The following is a 17,791-nucleotide window of genomic DNA, read 5'->3' as shown; positions in this document are numbered from 1 at the left end:
GCTCCCACACTGACCCTGTTCCTACAGGGATAGACGGGTCAGACCCTGGCGGCAAACACCGCCTGATGCTGGCGGCACTGCTCCGCCGTCAACATGAACACCCCATGCCCACCGCGCTGGAAGTCCAGCCAGGCAAAGTCGACTTCCGGGTACAACGCCTCGACATGCACCTGGCTATTGCCCACTTCAACGATCAACAGGCCCTTCTCGGTCAGATGATCCGCCGCTTCGGCCAGCATGCGCCGCACCAGGTTCAAACCATCGTCACCGCAGGCCAGGCCCAACTCAGGCTCGTGCTGGTATTCGTCGGGCATGTCGGCGAAGTCTTCAGCGTCCACATACGGCGGGTTCGACACGATCAGATCAAAGCGCTGGCCCGGCAGGCCATCGAAACCGTCCCCCTGCACGGTGTAGACGCGCTCATCGACGCCATGGCGCTCGATATTCTGGTTGGCCACTTCCAGCGCTTCGAAGGACAGGTCAGCCAGTACCACTTCGGCGTCCTGGAACTCGTAAGCACAGGCGATACCGATGCAACCGGACCCCGTGCACAGGTCGAGAATGCGTGCCGGCGCCTGGGCCAGCCAGGGTTCGAAGCGGTTTTCGATCAGCTCGCCAATGGGTGAGCGCGGGATCAGCACGCGCTCATCGACGATAAACGACATGCCGCAGAACCACGCCTCCTTCAACAGGTAAGCGGTAGGAACACGCTCGTGGATACGGCGATGCAGCAAGCGCTGCACATGGGAGACTTCCTCTTCTTCGAGATTGCAGTCCAGGTAGCTGTCGGCAATTTCCCACGGCAAATTCAAGGCACCAAGCACCAATTGGCGGGCTTCGTCCCAGGCATTGTCGGTGCCATGGCCAAAAAACAGGTTTTCCCCATGGAAACGGCTGACAGCCCAACGGATGTGGTCGCGCAAGGTGCGCAGGCGGGAAGTGATCACGGGGGCAGACTCCTGGAAAAAACGACTGGCGATTCTAGCAGCCTTCGCCTGTACCGACGATGTACGAAACGCCGCCGCCATCCGTCGGATTTCATCCAAATTGCCATCATTGCGTTAAACAAGCCCACCTCTTGACATCGCTGCACGTCAACAACGGCGTACCTTACGATGGTAGCGATTCACAGAACCGCTCAGCCAGTGGACAATGTCGCAAAAGCCCCCCTCACAGGAGCCCCAGAATGTCCGTTCCAAAGACGATGTTTCAACTCAGCGGTCGCGGTTACGCAGCAGCCAATCTCAACCATGCGACCCTCGTGATCATCGACGCCCAGAAGGAATACCTCAGCGGCCCACTCGCCCTCTCGGGCATGGACGCCGCGGTTGACAACATCAAGCAACTGGTTGCAGCGGCGCGCCACGCCGGGCGCCCGATTGTGCATGTGCGTCACCTGGGCACCGTCGGCGGCCTGTTCGACCCTCAGGGCGAGCGCGGCGAGTTCATTCCTGGCCTTGAGCCAGTGGGCGACGAAACCATCATCGGCAAGCTGCTACCCAGCGCCTTCCACGGCACCGGCCTGGAAAAACACCTGCAAGACCTGGGGTCCCTGGACTTGATCGTGGCCGGTTTCATGAGCCACTCCAGCGTCAGCACCACCGTGCGCGCCGCCAAGAACCTGGGCTTTCGCTGCACCCTGGTGGAAGATGCCTGCGCCACCCGCGACCTGCCCTACAAAGGTGGCATCCTGAGCGCCGAACACGTGCAGCAAACCGAAATGGCCATCATGGCCGACAACTTCGCCACCCTCGCGTTGACCAAAGATCTGATCTGATCGTCCTGCCGGTGAGCGGCGTGTTTATGGCCCCGCTCATCCGCAAAGCCTTCTCATTTGGCGCATTTAGCCCTCCCCCCGGAACAACCTGTGTATTGTCCGGTCGAAGGGCCGATACCCTGGAGGAAAGGTCGGAATGAAGATATCCGATGGTTTTGATGCTCGTCGCTTGCGCCCCAAGGGCCCGAGCAACTGGCGTCTGCGCCTGGTGGCGGGCTTTGCTGCGCTGCTGGCGATCGTAGGTCTGTTGTTGGCCGGTGCTGGTGGCGCCGGTTTATTTGGCCACTCACCGGCCCTTGGCGAACTGAATGCCAGCCCCGGCGGCTCGGCGATTCTGCTGGGGACCGGGCTGCTGGTACTGTGGTTGGGAGTGTGGTTGTGGCGACGCAGCCGTCGGAAAATGCGCCAACCGTTGTCGCTGAACATCTCCGCACACCTGATGAAAAAGCACGACTGATGGCGCTTGGATAGCGTTTCCTGCGCCCTGGCCGCCGCGATTTAGGTAAACTGCCCGCCCTTCGCGGAGGCTGACATGCAAGACGACGATTTTTCCCTGTTCAAAAACGAGCTGCGCGGCGTCAAGCCGATCAAGCACGACCGTGCCGACACCGGCAAACCCAAGGCCGACCGCGCGCAGATCGCCAAGCTGCGCCAGGCCGCGACCGTGCGCACCGATGCCACCACCGTGGATGGCCTGTCGGACCAGTTCGTGATCGATGTCGGCCCCGAAGACGAACTGATGTGGGCCCGCGACGGCGTGCAGGAAAGCCAGATGCGCAAGCTCAAGGTCGGGCAGATCCCCTTCGAAGGCAGCCTCGACCTGCACGGCATGACCGTGGAGAAAGCCCGAGAAACCCTCTGGGCCTTCCTCGCCGAAGCGACCAAATTCGAGATCCGCTGCGTGCGCGTCACCCACGGCAAGGCCGTGCGGCTCGATGGCAAGCGCCCGATGATCAAAAGCCACGTCAACACCTGGCTGCGCCAGCATGCCCAAGTGCTCGGCTTCACCTCATGCCAGGCCCGCCACGGTGGGGCCGGTGCGGTGTATGTGATGCTCAAGCGCACCATGATGGAAGGGCGTGACGAGTAACCGGTGCCATCGTCAGGCTTGCAGCGTTGTGTCCGCCACCGTAACCTTGCGCTTTGCAAAAATCCCACAGGTAGTTTCATGTCCCTGGAACAGAATTACACCGCGATCCTCGGCCAACTCGGCGAGGACGTTTCCCGCGAGGGCCTGCTCGACACGCCAAAGCGTGCCGCCAAGGCGATGCAGTACCTCTGCCGCGGTTATGAGCAGACCCTGGAAGAAGTCACCAACGGTGCCTTGTTCAGCTCTGACAACAGCGAAATGGTGCTGGTCAAGGACATCGAGTTGTACTCGTTGTGCGAACACCACCTGCTGCCGTTCATCGGCAAGGCCCACGTCGCGTATATCCCGAGCGGCAAAGTGCTGGGCCTGTCGAAGGTCGCGCGGATTGTCGACATGTACGCGCGCCGCCTGCAGATCCAGGAGAACCTCAGCCGCCAGATCGCCGATGCCGTGATGCAAGTCACCGGCGCCCTGGGCGTGGCCGTGGTGATCGAGGCCAAGCACATGTGCATGATGATGCGCGGTGTGGAGAAACAGAATTCGTCGATGATCACTTCGGTGATGCTGGGTGAGTTCCGCGAAAACGCGGCGACCCGCAGCGAATTCCTCAGCCTGATCAAGTAAGCGGCTGGGTAGGAAAAAACCGGCGTTCATCGTCGGTTTTTTTTCGCCTGCAGAAATCAGGTAAGCTGCGGCCCCTTCTTCATGGGCAAGAGGTTTCAGCCATGTTCGTCAAAGCACTTCGTGTGGGCCTCGGCCACATCATCATCGCGGGCGACTTTCTAACGCGCCCAAGCAAAAAGCAGCGTTCGGCCGAGCAACAGGCTCAGGTCAACGCAGCGGCCAAGGAGTTGACGCTGTATCAGTTCCACGCCTGCCCGTTCTGCGTGAAGACCCGCCGCACCCTGCACCGCCTGAATGTACCGGTGGCGTTGAAGGACGCGAAAAACAACGAACAGGACCGCCAGACCCTGCTGGAGCAAGGCGGCAAGATCAAGGTGCCGTGCCTGCGCATTGAAGAACATGGCCAGGTCACGTGGATGTATGACTCCAAGGTGATCATTGATTACCTGGACAAGCGCTTCGCCGCTATCTAACAGGCTGGCACAGATCAAAATGTGGGAGCGGGCTTGCTCGCGAATGCGGTGTGTCAGTCACAGATATTTCAACTGACACACCGCATTCGCGAGCAAGCCCGCTCCCACATTTAGTTCGGTGTTATCAGATCAAGATCAAGCAGCGCCGAACCCAGGCACTTGCCATGGGCATCCAGCGCCAGCGAACGCGTGACGCCGCCGCGCAAGATCCCCGGCAGCACAAAATTCAGCGCCTGCACATTGGGCAATTCGTAGCGCCGCACCGGCGCCGCACCCGGTGGCAGCAACCCTGCAAAGAATTCGGCCACGCGTTCGGCCGTCAGTTGCTCACACAGCAACGGGTAATCCTCTGCGCGATAAGCAATGATCGAGATGTTCGACGTATCGCCCTTATCCCCGGTGCGGGAATGGGCCAGCGTGTGCAACTTCATGCTTCGATCCTCGGGTTGACCGCATCACGCGGCAGCAGCAACGATGCCACCGCCACCACCTGCCGCACACTTTTGCTCGCGCCACCGCCGCCGGACGGGCCGTTGGTGTAGAGGGTTTCCACTTCATTACCAACCCGCACCGCCTCAAGGCGATCCTCACAGCGAGCCGCCACGCGCAGGCGTACTTCCCAAGGCTCGACGCCGCTGCGCGGGCCGTGCAGCGAGTCCATGCCGATCAGCTCGGCGCGTACGTCCTGCATCTTTACGCCCATCAACTCCAGGCGCTTGAGGACGACAGCCCGCGCCAACTCTGCACGTGCGACCGCGCCAGGGCCGCCGTAGGACATCTGCCCTTCGCCAATCCAACCGTCCAGATAGCCGACGCTGACTTTCAATTGCTCGGGACGCGCGCGGCCACCGGCGCCCTGGGCACGCACGCGGTCAACGCCCTCCTCGACAAACCCCACCTGGGAAAAATCCGCGGTCACATCCGGCGTCAGGTATGCCGCCGGGTCATGCACTTCATAGATCAATTGTTCGGTGCAGGTAGCGCGGCTGACCCGCCCACCCGAGCCCGCGACCTTGGTGATCAAGGCTTCACCGTCGGCATCGATTTCGGCCAAGGGGAAGCCCAGGCGCGCAAGGTCATCCACGTCCTTGAAGCCGGGATCTGCGAAATAACCGCCGCTGACTTGCCCGGCACACTCAAGCAGATGCCCGACCAACGTACCGCGCCCCAGGCGCTGCCAATCGTCCGCCGCCCAGCCGAACTCAAACATCTGCGGCGCGAGGAACAACGAAGGGTCGGCCACCCGCCCGGTGATGACCACATCGGCGTCGGCGTGCAGCGCCTCCAGGATGCCCTCGACACCCAGGTAGGCATTCGCCGAGATCAGCCGTTCACCGAGGGAGCCAACGGTCTGGCCGTTATCCAGCCGAAAATCGGCGTGCAACACGTCCAACACGTCATCGCCAACCACGGCGACCACCTTGAGTTCCAGGCCCAGCTCGCGGGCAATACGCCGCACTTCAAGCGCCGCCGACACGGGGTTGGCCGCGCCCATATTGGTGATCACCCGCAGGCGACGCCCAGTCTTATCGCCCACGAACGGCAGTACACGGCGCATACGCTCACTCAACAGCGGGTCATAACCGCCTTCGGGGTCGCTGATCCGCGCCTGTTGCGCCAGGGCGATGGTGCGTTCGGCCAGGCACTCGAACACCAGGTAATCCAGGTCGCCCTGCTCGGCCAACTCGACGGCAGGTTCGATACGGTCGCCGGAATAGCCGGCGCCGGAACCGATGCGCAAGGTTTTCATCTCAAATCACTCCCAGGAGCAGCGCAGTCAGGGTCATCAACACCGACGCGGCAAACAGAAACGGAATGGTGAAGCGCTGGTGATCGGCCAATTCGATCTTGCACAGGCCCACCAACAGGAAGGTCGCGGGGGTCAGCGGGCTGACCGGGAAGCCGGTGGTATGCACGCCAAGCAATGAGGCCTGGGCCACTTGCAGCGGGTCGACGCCCAGGGCCTTGCCCACTTCGGCGATCACCGGCATCACGCCGAAATAGTAGGAATCGGGGTCAAACAGCATGCTCAACGGCATGGAGATGAAACCGACCACGGCCGGGATCAACTTGCCGTGGCCCGCCGGAATCTGCGCCACCGCCACTTCGGCAATCGCCTTGAGCATGCCGGTGCCTTGCATGATGCCGGTGAACACCCCGGCGGCGAGCAGGATGCTGGCCATGGTCAGTGCGGTCTTGGCATGCGCATCGATGCGGGCGCGCTGGGCGTCCACGTTCGGGTAGTTGATGCACAGCGCCACCACGGTGCCGAGCATGAACATCACCACCGGATCGACCCAGCCGGCGATCATCACCACCATCACCAGCACGGTGAGCATCAGGTTGACCCAGAACAGACGCGGGCGGCGCAGCTTGATGTCATCCTCGCTGAGCACCCGTTGCGGCATGGCATCGACGCGGGTGCCGGCGCCCAGGCCCAGGCGTTTTTCTTCCCGGCGACCGAGCCACCAGGCACAGGCGAACACAAAGATCAGGCCGACGATCTGTACCGGGATCAGCGGCTGGAACAGGTCCGCGACGGGCACATGCAAAGCAGCGGACGAGCGCAGCACCGGGCCGGTCCAGGGCAGGAAGTTGACCCCGGCAGCCATCGCGCAAACACAGGCGAGGATACGTTTATCGATGCCCAGCCGCGTATACAGCGGCAGCATCGCCGGCACCGTCACCAGGAAGGTCACCGCGCCGGAACCGTCCAGATGCACCAGTAAAGCGAGGGTCGCGGTGCCGACGACAATCCGCGTAGGACGTGTGCCGACGGTGCGCAGGATGCGGTCGATGATCGGGTCAAGCATGCCGGCGTCGGTCATGATCCCGAAAAACAGGATCGCAAACACAAACATGCCCACCACGGGGGCGACGTTCTTGATACCGGTAATGATGAAGGCGCTGGTTTGCAGGCCGAACCCACCGAGCAGTGCGGCAATGATCGGCAAGGCGATCAGGGCCACCAGTGGCGAGAGGCGTTTGCTCATGACGGCAGCGAGCAGGCACAGGATGGTAATGACACCCAGGGTAGCGAGCATGGGTTACTCCAGAGCGGCCTTGTTGGCCGGTTATTGTTTTCCCTGGAGTATTGGAAGCGGGTTAGTCTTTGTAAATTGGAATATTCAGCCGAGTACATTCGGAAAAACAAAATGAAGAACAGTATCCAACATATTCAAGCGTTCCTCGCGGTGGCCCGCACCGGCAGCTTTACCAAGGCGGCCAACGAGCTGCACCTGTCACCGTCGGCGCTGACCGTGCAGGTGCAACAGCTGGAAGACTGGCTCGGCGTCGCCTTGCTCGACCGCAGCCCGCGTCACGTGAGCATCACGGCCGCCGGCGAGGAAGCGCGCGGACCGATGGAAAAGCTGCTGCTGGACCTGGACAACATCGTCACCGGCTCCCGCGACCTTGCCGCCCTGCGCCGAGGCGTCGTCACCATCGCCGCCCTGCCCTCCGTCTGCGCTGGCGCCCTGCCGCCGGCACTGCGGCTGTTCCGTGAACGGTTTGCCGGAATTGAAGTGCGCCTGCATGACCTGGTGGCCCATCGCATTCATGCCCAGGTGCGCTCCGGCGAAGTGGATTTCGGCATCGGCGTGCGCGCGCGACTCAGCCACGGCCTAGCGTTCGTCCCCGTCCTGAATGATCGTTTGTGTGCCTTTGTGCCGCTGGATCATCCCCTCACCCGCCATCGCCAGCTGACCCTGGAGCAACTGGCGGACCAACCGATCATCCTCACCGGCCGCGACAGCAGCGTGCGTGAGCAGGTAGACGCGTTGTTCGATGAAACGCGGCTGACGATGAACGCGGGAATGGAGGCCAACTACATGTCGACGGTGTTGGCGCTGGTGCGCCAGGGGCTGGGGATCAGTGTGCTGCCGGAGTCGGCGGCGGACAGCCTGGAGGGGTTGAAGCGGATCAACATCGATCATCCTGGGGTGAATCGGGAGATCGGCTTGATCAGTCGCAGCGGGATCGGTTTGAGCCCTGCGGCACAGCGCTGTTTCGATATGCTCAATGAAGCATTACCTGACACACCGCAGAGATAAATGTGGGAGCGGGCTTGCTCGCGAATGCGGTGTATCAGTGACAGATATAGTGCCTGACACTCCGCTTTCGCGAGCAAGCCCGCTCCCACATTTTTACCTCATTGTCAGTCCAGCATCGTCACATGTCTTGGATGGCTGGCCACTCGCGCCAGCCACGCCTGCACGGCCGGATACGGCGTCAGATCAAACCCACCCTCATGCGCCACATGCGTGTAGGCATACAACGCAATATCGGCAATCGAATACTGCTCACCCACCAGGTACGGCGTGGCTTGCAGCTGCCGCTCCATAACCTTCAACGCCTTGTGGCCGCGCTTGTGGCAGGTCTTGTATTCCTCCAGGCGATCCTCCGGCATGTTCAGGTAGAACTGGATAAACCGCGCCACCGCGATGTACGGCTCATGGCTGTACTGCTCGAAAAACTGCCACTGCAACACCTGGGTGCGCAAACGCGGTTCCGTCGGCAGGAATTCGCTGCCGTCGGCGAGGAAGTTGAGGATCGCGTTGGACTCCCACAGGCAGGTGCCATCTTCCAGTTCCAGTACCGGGATCTTGCCGTTGGGGTTCTTGGCCAGGAACTCAGCGGTCTGGGTATCGCCGTTGAGGATGTCCACATCGATCCATTGGTACGGGAGGCCCAACAGGTTGAGCATCAATTTGATCTTGTAGCAGTTGCCCGATTTGTAATCGCCATAAACCTTGTACATGGGGGCTCCCCTTATGCCGCTTGCGCGTGCTGTGCTTGACGGACCACCGCGGCCAGGCGCTTGAGGCCTTCATCCAGGCGGGCCGGGTCGATATGGCTGAAATTGAGGCGCAATGAACCCAGGTGTTGGTCGGGCTCGGAGAAGAACGGTTCACCGGGCATGAACGCGACGTCCTGATCCAACGCTTGCGCCAACAAGGTGCGGGTGTCGAGCGGCTGTTTCAAGGTCAGCCAGAAGAATAATCCGCCCTGGGGCACTTGCCAGTCGGCGAGGTCGGCGAAATGGCGCTCCAGCGCAGCCTGGAAAGCGTCGCGGCGCTCGCGGTAGAAGCTGCGCAGTTGCTCCAGATGCTGCTGGTATTTTGGCGTGCCGATCCACTGCATCGCCTGCCATTGGCCGACGCGGTTGGTGTGCAGGTCGGCCGACTGCTTGAGCTTGAGCAGGTGCGGGAACAGGTCCGGGCTGGCGATCAGGTAACCGACACGCAGGCCCGGCAACAGGGTCTTGGACACGGTGCCGGTGTAGATCCAACTGGCTTTTTTCAGGCGCCCGACGATGGGTTTGGCGCTGCCGCCGTCGAAGCTCAGTTCGCGGTACGGCTCGTCTTCGATCAGGGTCACGCCGAACTCATCGAGCAACGCGGCGACCGCTTCGCGCTTGGCTTCGCTGTAGCGTACGGCCGACGGGTTCTGGAAGGTCGGGATCAGGTAGATGAACGCCGGACGATGGCGTTCGAGGTTGGCGCGCAGGGTGCTCAAGTCGGGGCCGTCGGCTTCCAACGGGACGCTGAGGCAGTCGGCGCCGAACAGCTGGAAGATCTGCAACGCGGCCAGGTAGGTCGGGCCCTCCAACAGGACCGGCGTGCCTTTGTCGATGTACAACTTGGCCGCCAGGTCCAGGGTTTGCTGCGAGCCGCTGACCACCAGCACCTGGCTGGCCTGGCACGGCACGCCCAGGGCCCGTGCTTGGGCGGCGAGCAATTCACGCAACTGCGGTTCGCCTTCGCTCATGCCGTATTGGCCGATGTTCGACGGCATGTCATCCCAGTTCAGCGCCGGCAGCATGGCTTCGGCCGGCAGGCCACCGGCGAACGACATCACTTGCGGGCGCTGGGCTGCCGCGAGGATTTCACGGATCAAGGAGCTTTTGAGGCGCGTAACACGTTCAGAGAAGGCCATGGGGTCACCGGTAGCGAAAACTGTGGGAAATACGTCAAACTGGTTGACCGAAATTACGACAGCTCCCACGGATACGTCAATATGCTTGACCTTAAAAACCCCACCGCCCAGCAGGAAGCCATGCAAGCGTTCTTCTTCGGTTACCAGGCGTTTACCGCCAAGGCCGACGAAATGCTCGAACGCCGGGGCCTGAGCCGGGTGCACCAGCGCATTGTGTTTTTTATCGCGCGTTACCCGACCTTGAGCGTGAAAGAACTGCTGGAACTGCTCGGCGTGAGCAAGCAGGCGCTGAACATGCCGCTGCGCCAATTGCAGGAAATGCACCTGGTGCACAGCGTTGCCTCCGCGACCGACAAGCGCAAACGCTTGCTGGAATTGAGCGAGGAAGGCCTGCGTTTCGAACAGTCGTTGCGCCGTGAACAGGTGAAGCTGCTGCAACGCGCGTTCAGTGAAGCCGGTGAAGAAGCGGTGGCCGGATGGTTGGCTGTAAACCAGGCATTGAGTGCGGCGAACTAGCCCAGCGCAAAGCTATTCGAAAACATTATTTGCTTTCTTTGTATACAAAAGCATAATTCGCCTCGTGCGAGTTCCTGACCTATCGGTCAACAAAACCCGCCAGTACCTCAAAGCGCTGTTGCCCACATCTGTGACCGGCGCTGGAAATAACAATAAAACTCTTGAGGAGTACTCGCTGTGGATAGCCGCAAATCCGAAGCCCCTACGCTGGACGTCGCCCCGCCCACCAACAGCTGGCTAGAACGCCTGTTCAAACTCAGCTTGCATGGCACCACAGTGAGGACCGAGTTGATCGCCGGTCTCACCACCTTCATCACCATGGCCTACATCATCTTCGTCAACCCCAACATCATGGCCGACGCCGGCATCGACCATGGCGCGGCATTTGTCGCCACCTGCATCGCCGCCGCGCTCGGTTGCCTGTTGATGGGCCTGTATGCGAACTGGCCGGTAGGCCTGGCGCCGGGCATGGGCTTGAATGCGTTTTTCACCTACACCGTGGTCGGCACCATGGGCTACACCTGGGAAACCGCGCTGGGTGCGGTGTTTATCTCGGGCGTGCTGTTCATGGGCCTGACGCTGTCGCGGGTGCGTGAGTGGCTGCTCAACAGCATCCCGGTGAGCCTGCGCCACGCCATGGGTGCCGGTGTCGGGCTGTTCCTCGGGGTGATCGGCCTGAAAACCGCCGGGATCATCGTCGACAGCCCGGCCACGCTGATCAAGCTCGGCTCGCTGCATGAACCGGCACCGCTACTGGCGGCCGTGTGTTTCCTGCTGATCGCGATCCTCAGCTACCACCGCGTGTTCGGCGCAATCCTGATCAGCATCATCGCCGTGACCCTGGCCGGTTGGGGCTTGGGCCTGGTGCATTACAACGGCATGATCTCCACCCCACCGAGCCTGGCGCCGACCTGGATGGCCATGGACGTAAAAGGTGTATTCAATGTAAGCATGATTAGCGTTGTATTTGCCTTTCTTTTTGTACACATGTTCGACACTGCAGGTACACTGATGGGCGTCGCGCAACGCGCCGGACTGGTCAATGCCGATGGCAAGATCGATAACCTGTCCCGTGCGCTCAAAGCCGACAGTGCGTCCAGCGTGTTTGGCGCCATGGTCGGTGTACCGCCGGTGACCAGCTACGTGGAAAGTGCCGCCGGTGTTGCCGCGGGTGGCCGAACCGGGCTGACCGCCGTGACCGTGGGCATCCTGTTTGTGGCAGCGATGTTTTTCGCGCCACTGGCCGGCATGATTCCCGCGTACGCCACCGCCGGTGCGCTGATCTACGTGGCGATGCTGATGATGGCGAGCATGGCCCATATCAATTGGGACGAAGCCACCGACAGCATTCCGGCGATTGTCACGGCGATCATGATGCCGCTGACCTTCTCGGTGGCCGACGGCATCGCCCTGGGCTTTATCACGTACGTGGCGCTCAAGGCGGGCACCGGCAAGTACCGCGAGATTTCCGTCAGCCTGTGGGTGCTGTGCGCGATCTTTATTGCCAAATTCATATTTCTATAAAAGGAACACATGATGAACCTGGAAACCTGGCTACTGTTCAGCGGCGCGGCATTGGTGGTGATCCTGATCCCGGGGCCGCTGTCACTGTTGATGATCAGCAACAGTCTGAACTACGGCCTGCGCCGTTCGTATCCAGCGTTTCTCGGTGGGGTGTTTGCCTCGATCTGCCTGCTCAGCGCCTCGGCCCTGGGGCTGGGCGCACTGCTGCTGGCCTCCGAGCAACTGTTCAGCGCCCTGAAGGTCGTCGGCGCGGCGTACCTGTTCTACCTCGCCTGGCAGAGCTGGCAGCAGTCGCGGCAACCGGCCCAGGGTGCCGAAGTACCGCAACTGGCCGCCGTACCGCGCTTTCGCACACTGTTCGGGCGTGCCTTTGTGCTGGGCGCCAGCAACCCAAAGGACATCCTGTTCTTCGCCGCGTTCCTGCCGCAATTTCTCAGCAGCCAGCAGCCGTTCCTGCCACAGCTGCTGATCATGATTGCCACCTGGACCCTGCTCGACCTGCTCTGCAAGCTGGCCTACGGTCTCGGCGCACACGGAGCGGCCCGGTATCTGCGCAGCGGCAGCGGCCAGGGCTGGTTCAACCGGGTCAGTGCCGCTTTTTTTGGTAGCGCGGGCGTTGCTGCTTTGCTCCGGGCATAACGCTGCCGAACCTGACGAAATACACCGAAGGGTCACGCCTGGACGTCCATTGCACACCGGCAATGATCTTCACCAGGCGCCCTTCGTCCATCGCCGCAGAGATCGGCGCATAGGCGGCAGCGATGGGAGTCGCGAAAAGTCGTCGCCGGAACCACTCATCGGTCATTTGAATGCCCACGCGGGCCTTTAGATCCAGCGAGCTGCCACTCGCCCAGCGCGTCATGACGAAATACACCGTGTCGGACTGTGGGTGCGTGCAGTAGAAGTCCGACGCCAGCAAGGCGCCAGAGCGTTTTTCCACCACGTGCAAGCTGAACCCCATCTGCTCAAGGTGCACTCGAACCTGCCCCTGGGCCAAGTGACGTCGCTCAGTCAGATTGTGCTGAGTCGCAACTTGCAACGAAGCTTCGGGGGCTTGCGTCAAAGAGAAGTCCAAGCGATCAAACCCTGGGGTCAGGCCTTCGTCGCCAATGAAAATACTGGTTCTGGTCGAGCTCTCGATGGGTCGCAACATCCTCAACACATCGTCCGTCTGCCCAACGGCCGCCGGGGCCAGCCATTTGTCGAGTGTCGCCCTGAGATCGAACCACTGGGTGGCAGTCAGCGTGCTCCCGCTGGAGTCCGACAGATGCAACAGACGCTCCAGCAGAAAATGCCGACTGCTACGGGTCATCAAGGGAAAGGCCCGGTTCAACGACGCCGACACCGGTTCCGTAAACAACCCTCGATGCAACGTCCAAACGCCATTGGCCCCCAGGGTCGCCGGGATCGGCTGGTGTGCAATGCCTGGCCCGGTCCAGTAGTACACGTCGATCGAGGCCGGGTGGACCACGGCATGGTTGGGCGTGATGAACACCAGGCGCTGCGACAACCCCTCCTGCGCCTCGGGCAATAGCCGGTAATAGCGAGTTCCCAGCCTCAACACGCTGAAGGCCTGGTCGGGCGTCGCGCTGGACACCGTAAAGATATTCCTTGGTGGCGTTGCTTCAACTAACGTCATTTCCGTCACGAACCCCCACACCTGCCAACCGCCAGGCGCCTCTGGCGATTGACGTATCGCTTGTTCCAGCAATGCTTGCGCAGGTCGGGCCCATTCAGTGGCAGCCGAAGACGAAGCCCAAGGTCGCCACGGGGCTGCACTGGGCCCTGGCTGCGGCGCATCGGCGCCCAGCAGCCACTCTCGCGGCTCGTCGATGTACAGGATCAATTCATCATGGCCGTGCGCTTGCTGGTTTCTAAAACGCAGCACTTGCTCATCCTTGCGCCGGTAGACCGGGTAGCGCTCGCTATCGATAACCACAAACTGCTCACCGTCCTTGATGTAGCTGCCTCTGTTCCCCGGGCTTTGCAACTGCAGCGCATCACTGGGCATGCCACCTTTCTTGTAACGCTCCAACAGCTTCAGCGGCCTGGGCAACGATTGTTTCAGGCCCGTCAGTGTTTGGCGCTGCGAAAAGCGCACCATGGCATTGCGCATCGTCGCCCGTGCGGTCGCGGAGCCGGCGCTGGAGAGCCCCTTGGGGCCAGGCACTAATGTCGTCAGCACATCGACAAAGGCGATCAACGTCAGAAAGGCCACGTCCACCGCCGCCTTGGCATCGCCACTGTGGTGATAGTGCCGTGCAGCCAGCAGCAACTCGTACACACTGATACCTACGCCAATCAGCGGGATAAACGACAACGCACCACGCACCGTCGCCGAGCGCTGTTCACCCAGGCGCAATTCGCGATACTCCGCCAAGGCATGAGCGGAGCGGGCACTGGCCTGGCTACGATGCTGGATTTCAAACAACCGCGCATGTACCAGCAGCGCCACTGCGTGGCTGTGGTCAGTGACGGCGATGTCCAGCCAACGTGGCGCAACCGCCTGGATCTGCTCGCGAATCTGCGCCTCGATCTCCTCCGGCAACACGGACGCCACGCGATGCCGGACCTTGAACGAACGCACAAATCGGGCAACGGCCTCGCCTATCGTCAAGATAAAAAAGCCCTTCATGCGCAATCGCCTAAAGGTGCCCCGCGCCGATTCGGTTGACGGCGGCGCCCCGGGATAACTGGCCAACGCCTCGTGCGCCCAGCCAGGTGCAACCTGCCGCGCCAGCACCTTGATCGGCGCGGGCAAAGCACAGCCGTGGTTGAGGGTGTCCCTCATGGCATCCCAGTGCGGGTATTCGCTGATCACTGGAAACCCCTGCGCCGCCGGCCAATACACCACGCAGCGTTGCGATACCCGGTCAAACATCACCAGCATCCCGGCAATATGCCGGTCGTGCTCAAGGGTGTAGCCCACCAATCGGACGAAACACAGTTGCACGCGATGGCCATTGCGTTCCAGGTCGGCAGGTACAGAGGCGGCGATAGCGGTATTGAACAAACTTCGCCCTTGGGCGCTCAGGCCTTGCTGTTCGGCCGAAAACAGCTGCCATCGTGCGTGCTGCCGAACGACCCGGTAGCTGAGTGCAGGGCAAAGGCCAGGGTAGCCCGACTCCGGGTAAAACACCTGGCGGATGCGTGCTTCGTAATGCCCGCCGATGTCCAGGGCGGACAGGGTCTTGATCAGGTAGCGCACGTTCAGGCGGTCTTTCCAGGCCGGGTCGAGATAGCGGGCACGGTTCAGCCGCCATTCGGTCCATGGCGCCTGGGGGTCAAGGTTATGCAGGGCCAATTGCAGCAGGCTGTAGGTGCTGCGTTGCGCGCTCACGACCTTTTTCACGTGCCGGTCACCCACCGCGCACTGGCTCGACCAGCCACAAAAATGCGCGCTGACATCGTCGGGAATATCGAACAATGGGCGGTCGACATCCAGTTGCGGATAGAAGCCATCCAGGGTCAGCTGTGCGATCAGTCGCTCGCGGGCAAAATCTTCCAGCTCGGGCAGCAGGCTCCAGAGCTTTTCCTCAAAAGCCAAGGCGCTGGTCAGGTAGTGGTTTTGCAAATGCCTATAGCGCTGGCGCAGTGTCGTCGTGGCGGTGCCGAGCCATGCCGGCAGTTTTTTCGCCTGTGTCGCGGCAACGCGCAACAACTGTACATTGGCCAATGCCAACATTCGGGCGTCGTCCACCGGCACCTGCACATGTTCGCGCAGCTCATCGGCCAGCAACAGCCGAGCCAGGGCGGGGTCGCTGACCTCACTGTACAGCCGGACCTTGTCATCGAGTTGCGCGGCGAGCCGAGCATACAGTTTGACCAGCCCCTTGAAGCCTTCATGCAGGACATTGCCCGTGACCGGCGCGTAAGTCACTTCCACCCCCGCTGCGCGCAGGGCACGCTGATCCCGCGCAACGCTGCGCCACAACGGCGATCCGTCGGGGCTTTGCAGGCTGGCCTGCAGGCTGTGGCTCAAGTCAGCCAGGCAATTGAACGCCGACATCCCGCCGTGCGCGCCGCCCACCACCAGTAATACCGGCTGTTGCCGAGTGGGATGGCTGCGCCCCTTGCACGTGGTCACCACAAACACATCGTTCAATGGCACGCCGCGTTCTCCTTCGCGCCCCACTCGGATACGCAACACACACGTGTCATTGCCGGTGCGTTGGCCGGCCAGGGGAGTCTCCAGTGCGTCGACGAGGCACTGCTGATGCGCCGCACTGATCAGCTGTGCACGCTGCAGCAACTCAGCTTCGGCGAGCAGCGCCTGGCGCCGGGCCTCAAGCATCAGGGTCGCACGCTTGCGCGTGCCGTCCGGGCGCTCCAGCCAGAATGCGGGGTCGAATGCACGTTCGGGCGCAACCTCGGTCCACTGCCGCACACGTTCGCGCTGCGCCTGCCAGCGCGCTTGCAGGGCCACAAATGCGAGATAGGGTTCAGTGTCTTTTTCCAAGTCCTGGCTATCGAGCAACGCGAGCAGGCCTTGTTCATGACGGCGCACCCGGTGTTCGCGAATGGCCAGTGAGAGCCCCTGGGTAAAGCGCCCCAACATGACTTGCGCCGCCTGCCGCTGCCCATCCCATTTCAGCAACGCTGCCAGCGACGGCACCAGGCGCGGCTCGCACACCAAGTGCTTGCGGGCCTTTTCGATCTGGGCAAGAAAGCGACGGGGTTGGGGCGGTGGTTGCCCCGGCGCGGCGACAGCGATGTGATTGATCGTCAGGGCGCATGCCAACTCGTTGTCCCACTGCCCGTCGAGCAGGGCCAATGCACTGTGGGCCAACGCGTCGTCATGCACGATCGGGCCCTGCTCGAGGACTGCATCACGCCGTCGCAGCGGCAGACATTGCCACAACAGGGTGAACAAGCGCCCCTGAAGCAACGCCCCCAACCCTTGTTGCATCTGCGCCCAGGACTGATATTCATAAAACCCACGCGCCAGGCCGGGCAGGTAGGCGACGTGCAGCGCCCCCCGTGAAACATACAGCGCACCCGGAATCGCCAGCGCCGCCTGGTTGCTCCCCGGCCAAAACAATTGACGCACCTGCATGCCCGTCCATTCGCCACCGGCAAGCCGCCGCGCCTGGGGGGTGGGTGCGTCCGCCAGTTGCCGGACCATGGCAAGCCCCGGTTCCGACAGCTCATACAACTGACACGCAATGAATGCCTGGTCGGCAAACTGCGCACCATACAACTGCACCCACCGCTCGCGCCGCGTACGCCAGGAGCCGTAGGCCAGGCGACTCCAATACGCCGCCACAGTCTGGTTGAAGTGCTCCAGCAAACCCAGCGCCCTGACCTTCTCCAGGGCCTGAAGGGGGCTGTAGGGCAGTTTTCGCGCACCATCGTCCTTGACGCTCAACTGGGTGAATTGGTTGATATTGGCCGGTATAAACGGATCGACCAGCAAGGCCAGGGCGCGCTCGGTGAGGCTATTGACCTGACCCGGCTCGGTAAACAAGAGGTGATCGGGATTCAGGGCGAAGGCATCCTGCAATGCCAGCCGGACCATCCGTGAAATACGCGGCGCACGCGCGATCAAGCGCTTGAGCCCTTTGCCCGCTTCGATACAGCGCGTCTGGGCTGCGTGCAACTGATTGATCAGCCTGCCGGGATCGCCAACCGCATTGATCCGCCGGGTCAGCAGCGTCTGAACGCATTCTTCAGGTTGAGCGTCGATAGGGTTGTTCATGGCGGGTTCCTGTCCACACAAAAGTCCAGCCTAAGCAGCTTGCCGCGCGCCGTGCTTTACATACTTGCCGCGCCTTTGAGCGGACGAAAAAAAGCCCGCAGTGTGGGCGGGCGAAAAACCAACGAAGAGCTTTGGGGGTGTGAAGCGAGGTG

The 17,791-nt window shown here is 61.8% G+C and carries 16 protein-coding genes; 9 read left to right on the top strand and 7 right to left on the bottom strand.

Annotation, left to right across the window (positions count from 1 at the left end; all coding sequences use genetic code 11):
- Positions 1-38: 38 nt before the first annotated feature.
- Positions 39-947, bottom strand: a complete 909-nt coding sequence (gene prmB / locus LIY36_RS05565) for a 50S ribosomal protein L3 N(5)-glutamine methyltransferase (protein WP_226455046.1) — start codon at positions 945-947, stop codon at positions 39-41.
- Between the two features lie 239 nt (positions 948-1,186).
- Here prmB and LIY36_RS05560 point away from each other — a divergent pair, with 239 nt between their 5' ends.
- The 5 genes from LIY36_RS05560 to LIY36_RS05540 all read left to right on the top strand — a co-directional run bounded on the left by LIY36_RS05560 (position 1,187) and on the right by LIY36_RS05540 (position 3,964).
- A complete protein-coding gene (locus LIY36_RS05560; RefSeq protein WP_192296928.1) occupies positions 1,187-1,777 on the top strand; it encodes a cysteine hydrolase family protein in 591 nt (196 codons plus the stop codon).
- Positions 1,778-1,913: 136 nt separating this feature from the next.
- Positions 1,914-2,234 carry a hypothetical protein gene (locus LIY36_RS05555; RefSeq protein ID WP_192296929.1) on the top strand — a complete coding sequence of 107 codons (321 nt, stop codon included), beginning with the start codon at positions 1,914-1,916 and terminating at the stop codon, positions 2,232-2,234.
- A 75-nt stretch (positions 2,235-2,309) separates the two neighbouring features.
- The gene (locus LIY36_RS05550; protein ID WP_032888029.1) at positions 2,310-2,867 is read left to right on the top strand and encodes a Smr/MutS family protein; all 558 of its coding nucleotides are present in this window, start codon (positions 2,310-2,312) and stop codon (positions 2,865-2,867) included.
- A gap of 78 nt (positions 2,868-2,945) precedes the next feature.
- A complete protein-coding gene (gene folE, locus LIY36_RS05545) occupies positions 2,946-3,491 on the top strand; it encodes a GTP cyclohydrolase I FolE (protein WP_003442011.1) in 546 nt (181 codons plus the stop codon).
- A 101-nt stretch (positions 3,492-3,592) separates the two neighbouring features.
- Positions 3,593-3,964, top strand: a complete 372-nt coding sequence (locus LIY36_RS05540) for a glutathione S-transferase N-terminal domain-containing protein (RefSeq protein ID WP_192296930.1) — start codon at positions 3,593-3,595, stop codon at positions 3,962-3,964.
- A 110-nt stretch (positions 3,965-4,074) separates the two neighbouring features.
- Here LIY36_RS05540 and LIY36_RS05535 read toward each other — a convergent pair whose 3' ends face one another.
- The 3 genes from LIY36_RS05535 to LIY36_RS05525 are packed head-to-tail and all read right to left on the bottom strand — an operon-like array spanning position 4,075 to position 7,008.
- Positions 4,075-4,395 (bottom strand): AtuA-related protein, encoded by a 321-nt coding sequence (locus LIY36_RS05535; RefSeq protein ID WP_226455045.1) that lies wholly within the window; start codon positions 4,393-4,395, stop codon positions 4,075-4,077.
- On the bottom strand, positions 4,392-5,714 hold the full coding sequence (locus LIY36_RS05530) for an acyclic terpene utilization AtuA family protein (protein ID WP_226455044.1): 1,323 nt from the start codon (positions 5,712-5,714) through the stop codon (positions 4,392-4,394). The genes LIY36_RS05535 and LIY36_RS05530 overlap by 4 nt, the downstream gene beginning before the upstream one ends.
- A gap of 1 nt (position 5,715) precedes the next feature.
- Positions 5,716-7,008, bottom strand: coding sequence for a CitMHS family transporter (locus LIY36_RS05525; protein WP_192296933.1), 1,293 nt, complete (start codon positions 7,006-7,008; stop codon positions 5,716-5,718).
- A gap of 111 nt (positions 7,009-7,119) precedes the next feature.
- Between LIY36_RS05525 and LIY36_RS05520 the strand changes: the two genes are divergently transcribed.
- A complete protein-coding gene (locus LIY36_RS05520; RefSeq protein WP_226455043.1) occupies positions 7,120-8,016 on the top strand; it encodes a LysR family transcriptional regulator in 897 nt (298 codons plus the stop codon).
- 104 nt (positions 8,017-8,120) lie between these two features.
- Here LIY36_RS05520 and LIY36_RS05515 read toward each other — a convergent pair whose 3' ends face one another.
- Together LIY36_RS05515 and LIY36_RS05510 are read right to left on the bottom strand one after the other, a co-directional pair.
- The gene (locus tag LIY36_RS05515) at positions 8,121-8,723 is read right to left on the bottom strand and encodes a glutathione S-transferase family protein (protein WP_192296935.1); all 603 of its coding nucleotides are present in this window, start codon (positions 8,721-8,723) and stop codon (positions 8,121-8,123) included.
- A gap of 11 nt (positions 8,724-8,734) precedes the next feature.
- Positions 8,735-9,901, bottom strand: coding sequence for an aminotransferase-like domain-containing protein (locus LIY36_RS05510; protein ID WP_226455042.1), 1,167 nt, complete (start codon positions 9,899-9,901; stop codon positions 8,735-8,737).
- A gap of 81 nt (positions 9,902-9,982) precedes the next feature.
- Here LIY36_RS05510 and LIY36_RS05505 point away from each other — a divergent pair, with 81 nt between their 5' ends.
- The 3 genes from LIY36_RS05505 to LIY36_RS05495 all read left to right on the top strand — a co-directional run bounded on the left by LIY36_RS05505 (position 9,983) and on the right by LIY36_RS05495 (position 12,580).
- On the top strand, positions 9,983-10,417 hold the full coding sequence (locus LIY36_RS05505; RefSeq protein ID WP_192296937.1) for a MarR family winged helix-turn-helix transcriptional regulator: 435 nt from the start codon (positions 9,983-9,985) through the stop codon (positions 10,415-10,417).
- Between the two features lie 177 nt (positions 10,418-10,594).
- A complete protein-coding gene (locus LIY36_RS05500; protein WP_192296938.1) occupies positions 10,595-11,941 on the top strand; it encodes an NCS2 family permease in 1,347 nt (448 codons plus the stop codon).
- Between the two features lie 12 nt (positions 11,942-11,953).
- On the top strand, positions 11,954-12,580 hold the full coding sequence (locus LIY36_RS05495; RefSeq protein ID WP_226455041.1) for a LysE family translocator: 627 nt from the start codon (positions 11,954-11,956) through the stop codon (positions 12,578-12,580).
- On the opposite strand, the gene LIY36_RS05490 is transcribed toward LIY36_RS05495, so the two are convergent.
- On the bottom strand, positions 12,528-17,639 hold the full coding sequence (locus LIY36_RS05490; protein ID WP_226455040.1) for a dermonecrotic toxin domain-containing protein: 5,112 nt from the start codon (positions 17,637-17,639) through the stop codon (positions 12,528-12,530). The two genes, LIY36_RS05495 and LIY36_RS05490, sit on opposite strands and share 53 nt — an antisense overlap.
- Positions 17,640-17,791 lie beyond the last annotated feature (152 nt).

It is taken from the genome of Pseudomonas sp. AF03-9, assembly GCF_020515815.1.
Taxonomy (GTDB): domain Bacteria; phylum Pseudomonadota; class Gammaproteobacteria; order Pseudomonadales; family Pseudomonadaceae; genus Aquipseudomonas.
This window is presented reverse-complemented; position numbering and strand designations above follow the sequence as displayed.

What these genes read in the sequence shown, in the direction of transcription:
- LIY36_RS05560 (WP_192296928.1), top strand. Translation starts at nt 1,187, where the DNA reads ATGTCCGTTCCAAAGACGATGTTTCAACTCAGCGGTCGCGGTTACGCA.
- LIY36_RS05515 (WP_192296935.1), bottom strand. Translation starts at nt 8,723, where the DNA reads ATGTACAAGGTTTATGGCGATTACAAATCGGGCAACTGCTACAAGATC.
- LIY36_RS05490 (WP_226455040.1), bottom strand. Translation starts at nt 17,639, where the DNA reads ATGAACAACCCTATCGACGCTCAACCTGAAGAATGCGTTCAGACGCTG.
- folE (WP_003442011.1), top strand. Translation starts at nt 2,946, where the DNA reads ATGTCCCTGGAACAGAATTACACCGCGATCCTCGGCCAACTCGGCGAG.
- LIY36_RS05510 (WP_226455042.1), bottom strand. Translation starts at nt 9,901, where the DNA reads ATGGCCTTCTCTGAACGTGTTACGCGCCTCAAAAGCTCCTTGATCCGT.
- LIY36_RS05530 (WP_226455044.1), bottom strand. Translation starts at nt 5,714, where the DNA reads ATGAAAACCTTGCGCATCGGTTCCGGCGCCGGCTATTCCGGCGACCGT.
- LIY36_RS05540 (WP_192296930.1), top strand. Translation starts at nt 3,593, where the DNA reads ATGTTCGTCAAAGCACTTCGTGTGGGCCTCGGCCACATCATCATCGCG.
- LIY36_RS05535 (WP_226455045.1), bottom strand. Translation starts at nt 4,395, where the DNA reads ATGAAGTTGCACACGCTGGCCCATTCCCGCACCGGGGATAAGGGCGAT.
- LIY36_RS05525 (WP_192296933.1), bottom strand. Translation starts at nt 7,008, where the DNA reads ATGCTCGCTACCCTGGGTGTCATTACCATCCTGTGCCTGCTCGCTGCC.
- LIY36_RS05505 (WP_192296937.1), top strand. Translation starts at nt 9,983, where the DNA reads ATGCTTGACCTTAAAAACCCCACCGCCCAGCAGGAAGCCATGCAAGCG.
- LIY36_RS05520 (WP_226455043.1), top strand. Translation starts at nt 7,120, where the DNA reads ATGAAGAACAGTATCCAACATATTCAAGCGTTCCTCGCGGTGGCCCGC.
- LIY36_RS05555 (WP_192296929.1), top strand. Translation starts at nt 1,914, where the DNA reads ATGAAGATATCCGATGGTTTTGATGCTCGTCGCTTGCGCCCCAAGGGC.
- LIY36_RS05495 (WP_226455041.1), top strand. Translation starts at nt 11,954, where the DNA reads ATGAACCTGGAAACCTGGCTACTGTTCAGCGGCGCGGCATTGGTGGTG.
- LIY36_RS05550 (WP_032888029.1), top strand. Translation starts at nt 2,310, where the DNA reads ATGCAAGACGACGATTTTTCCCTGTTCAAAAACGAGCTGCGCGGCGTC.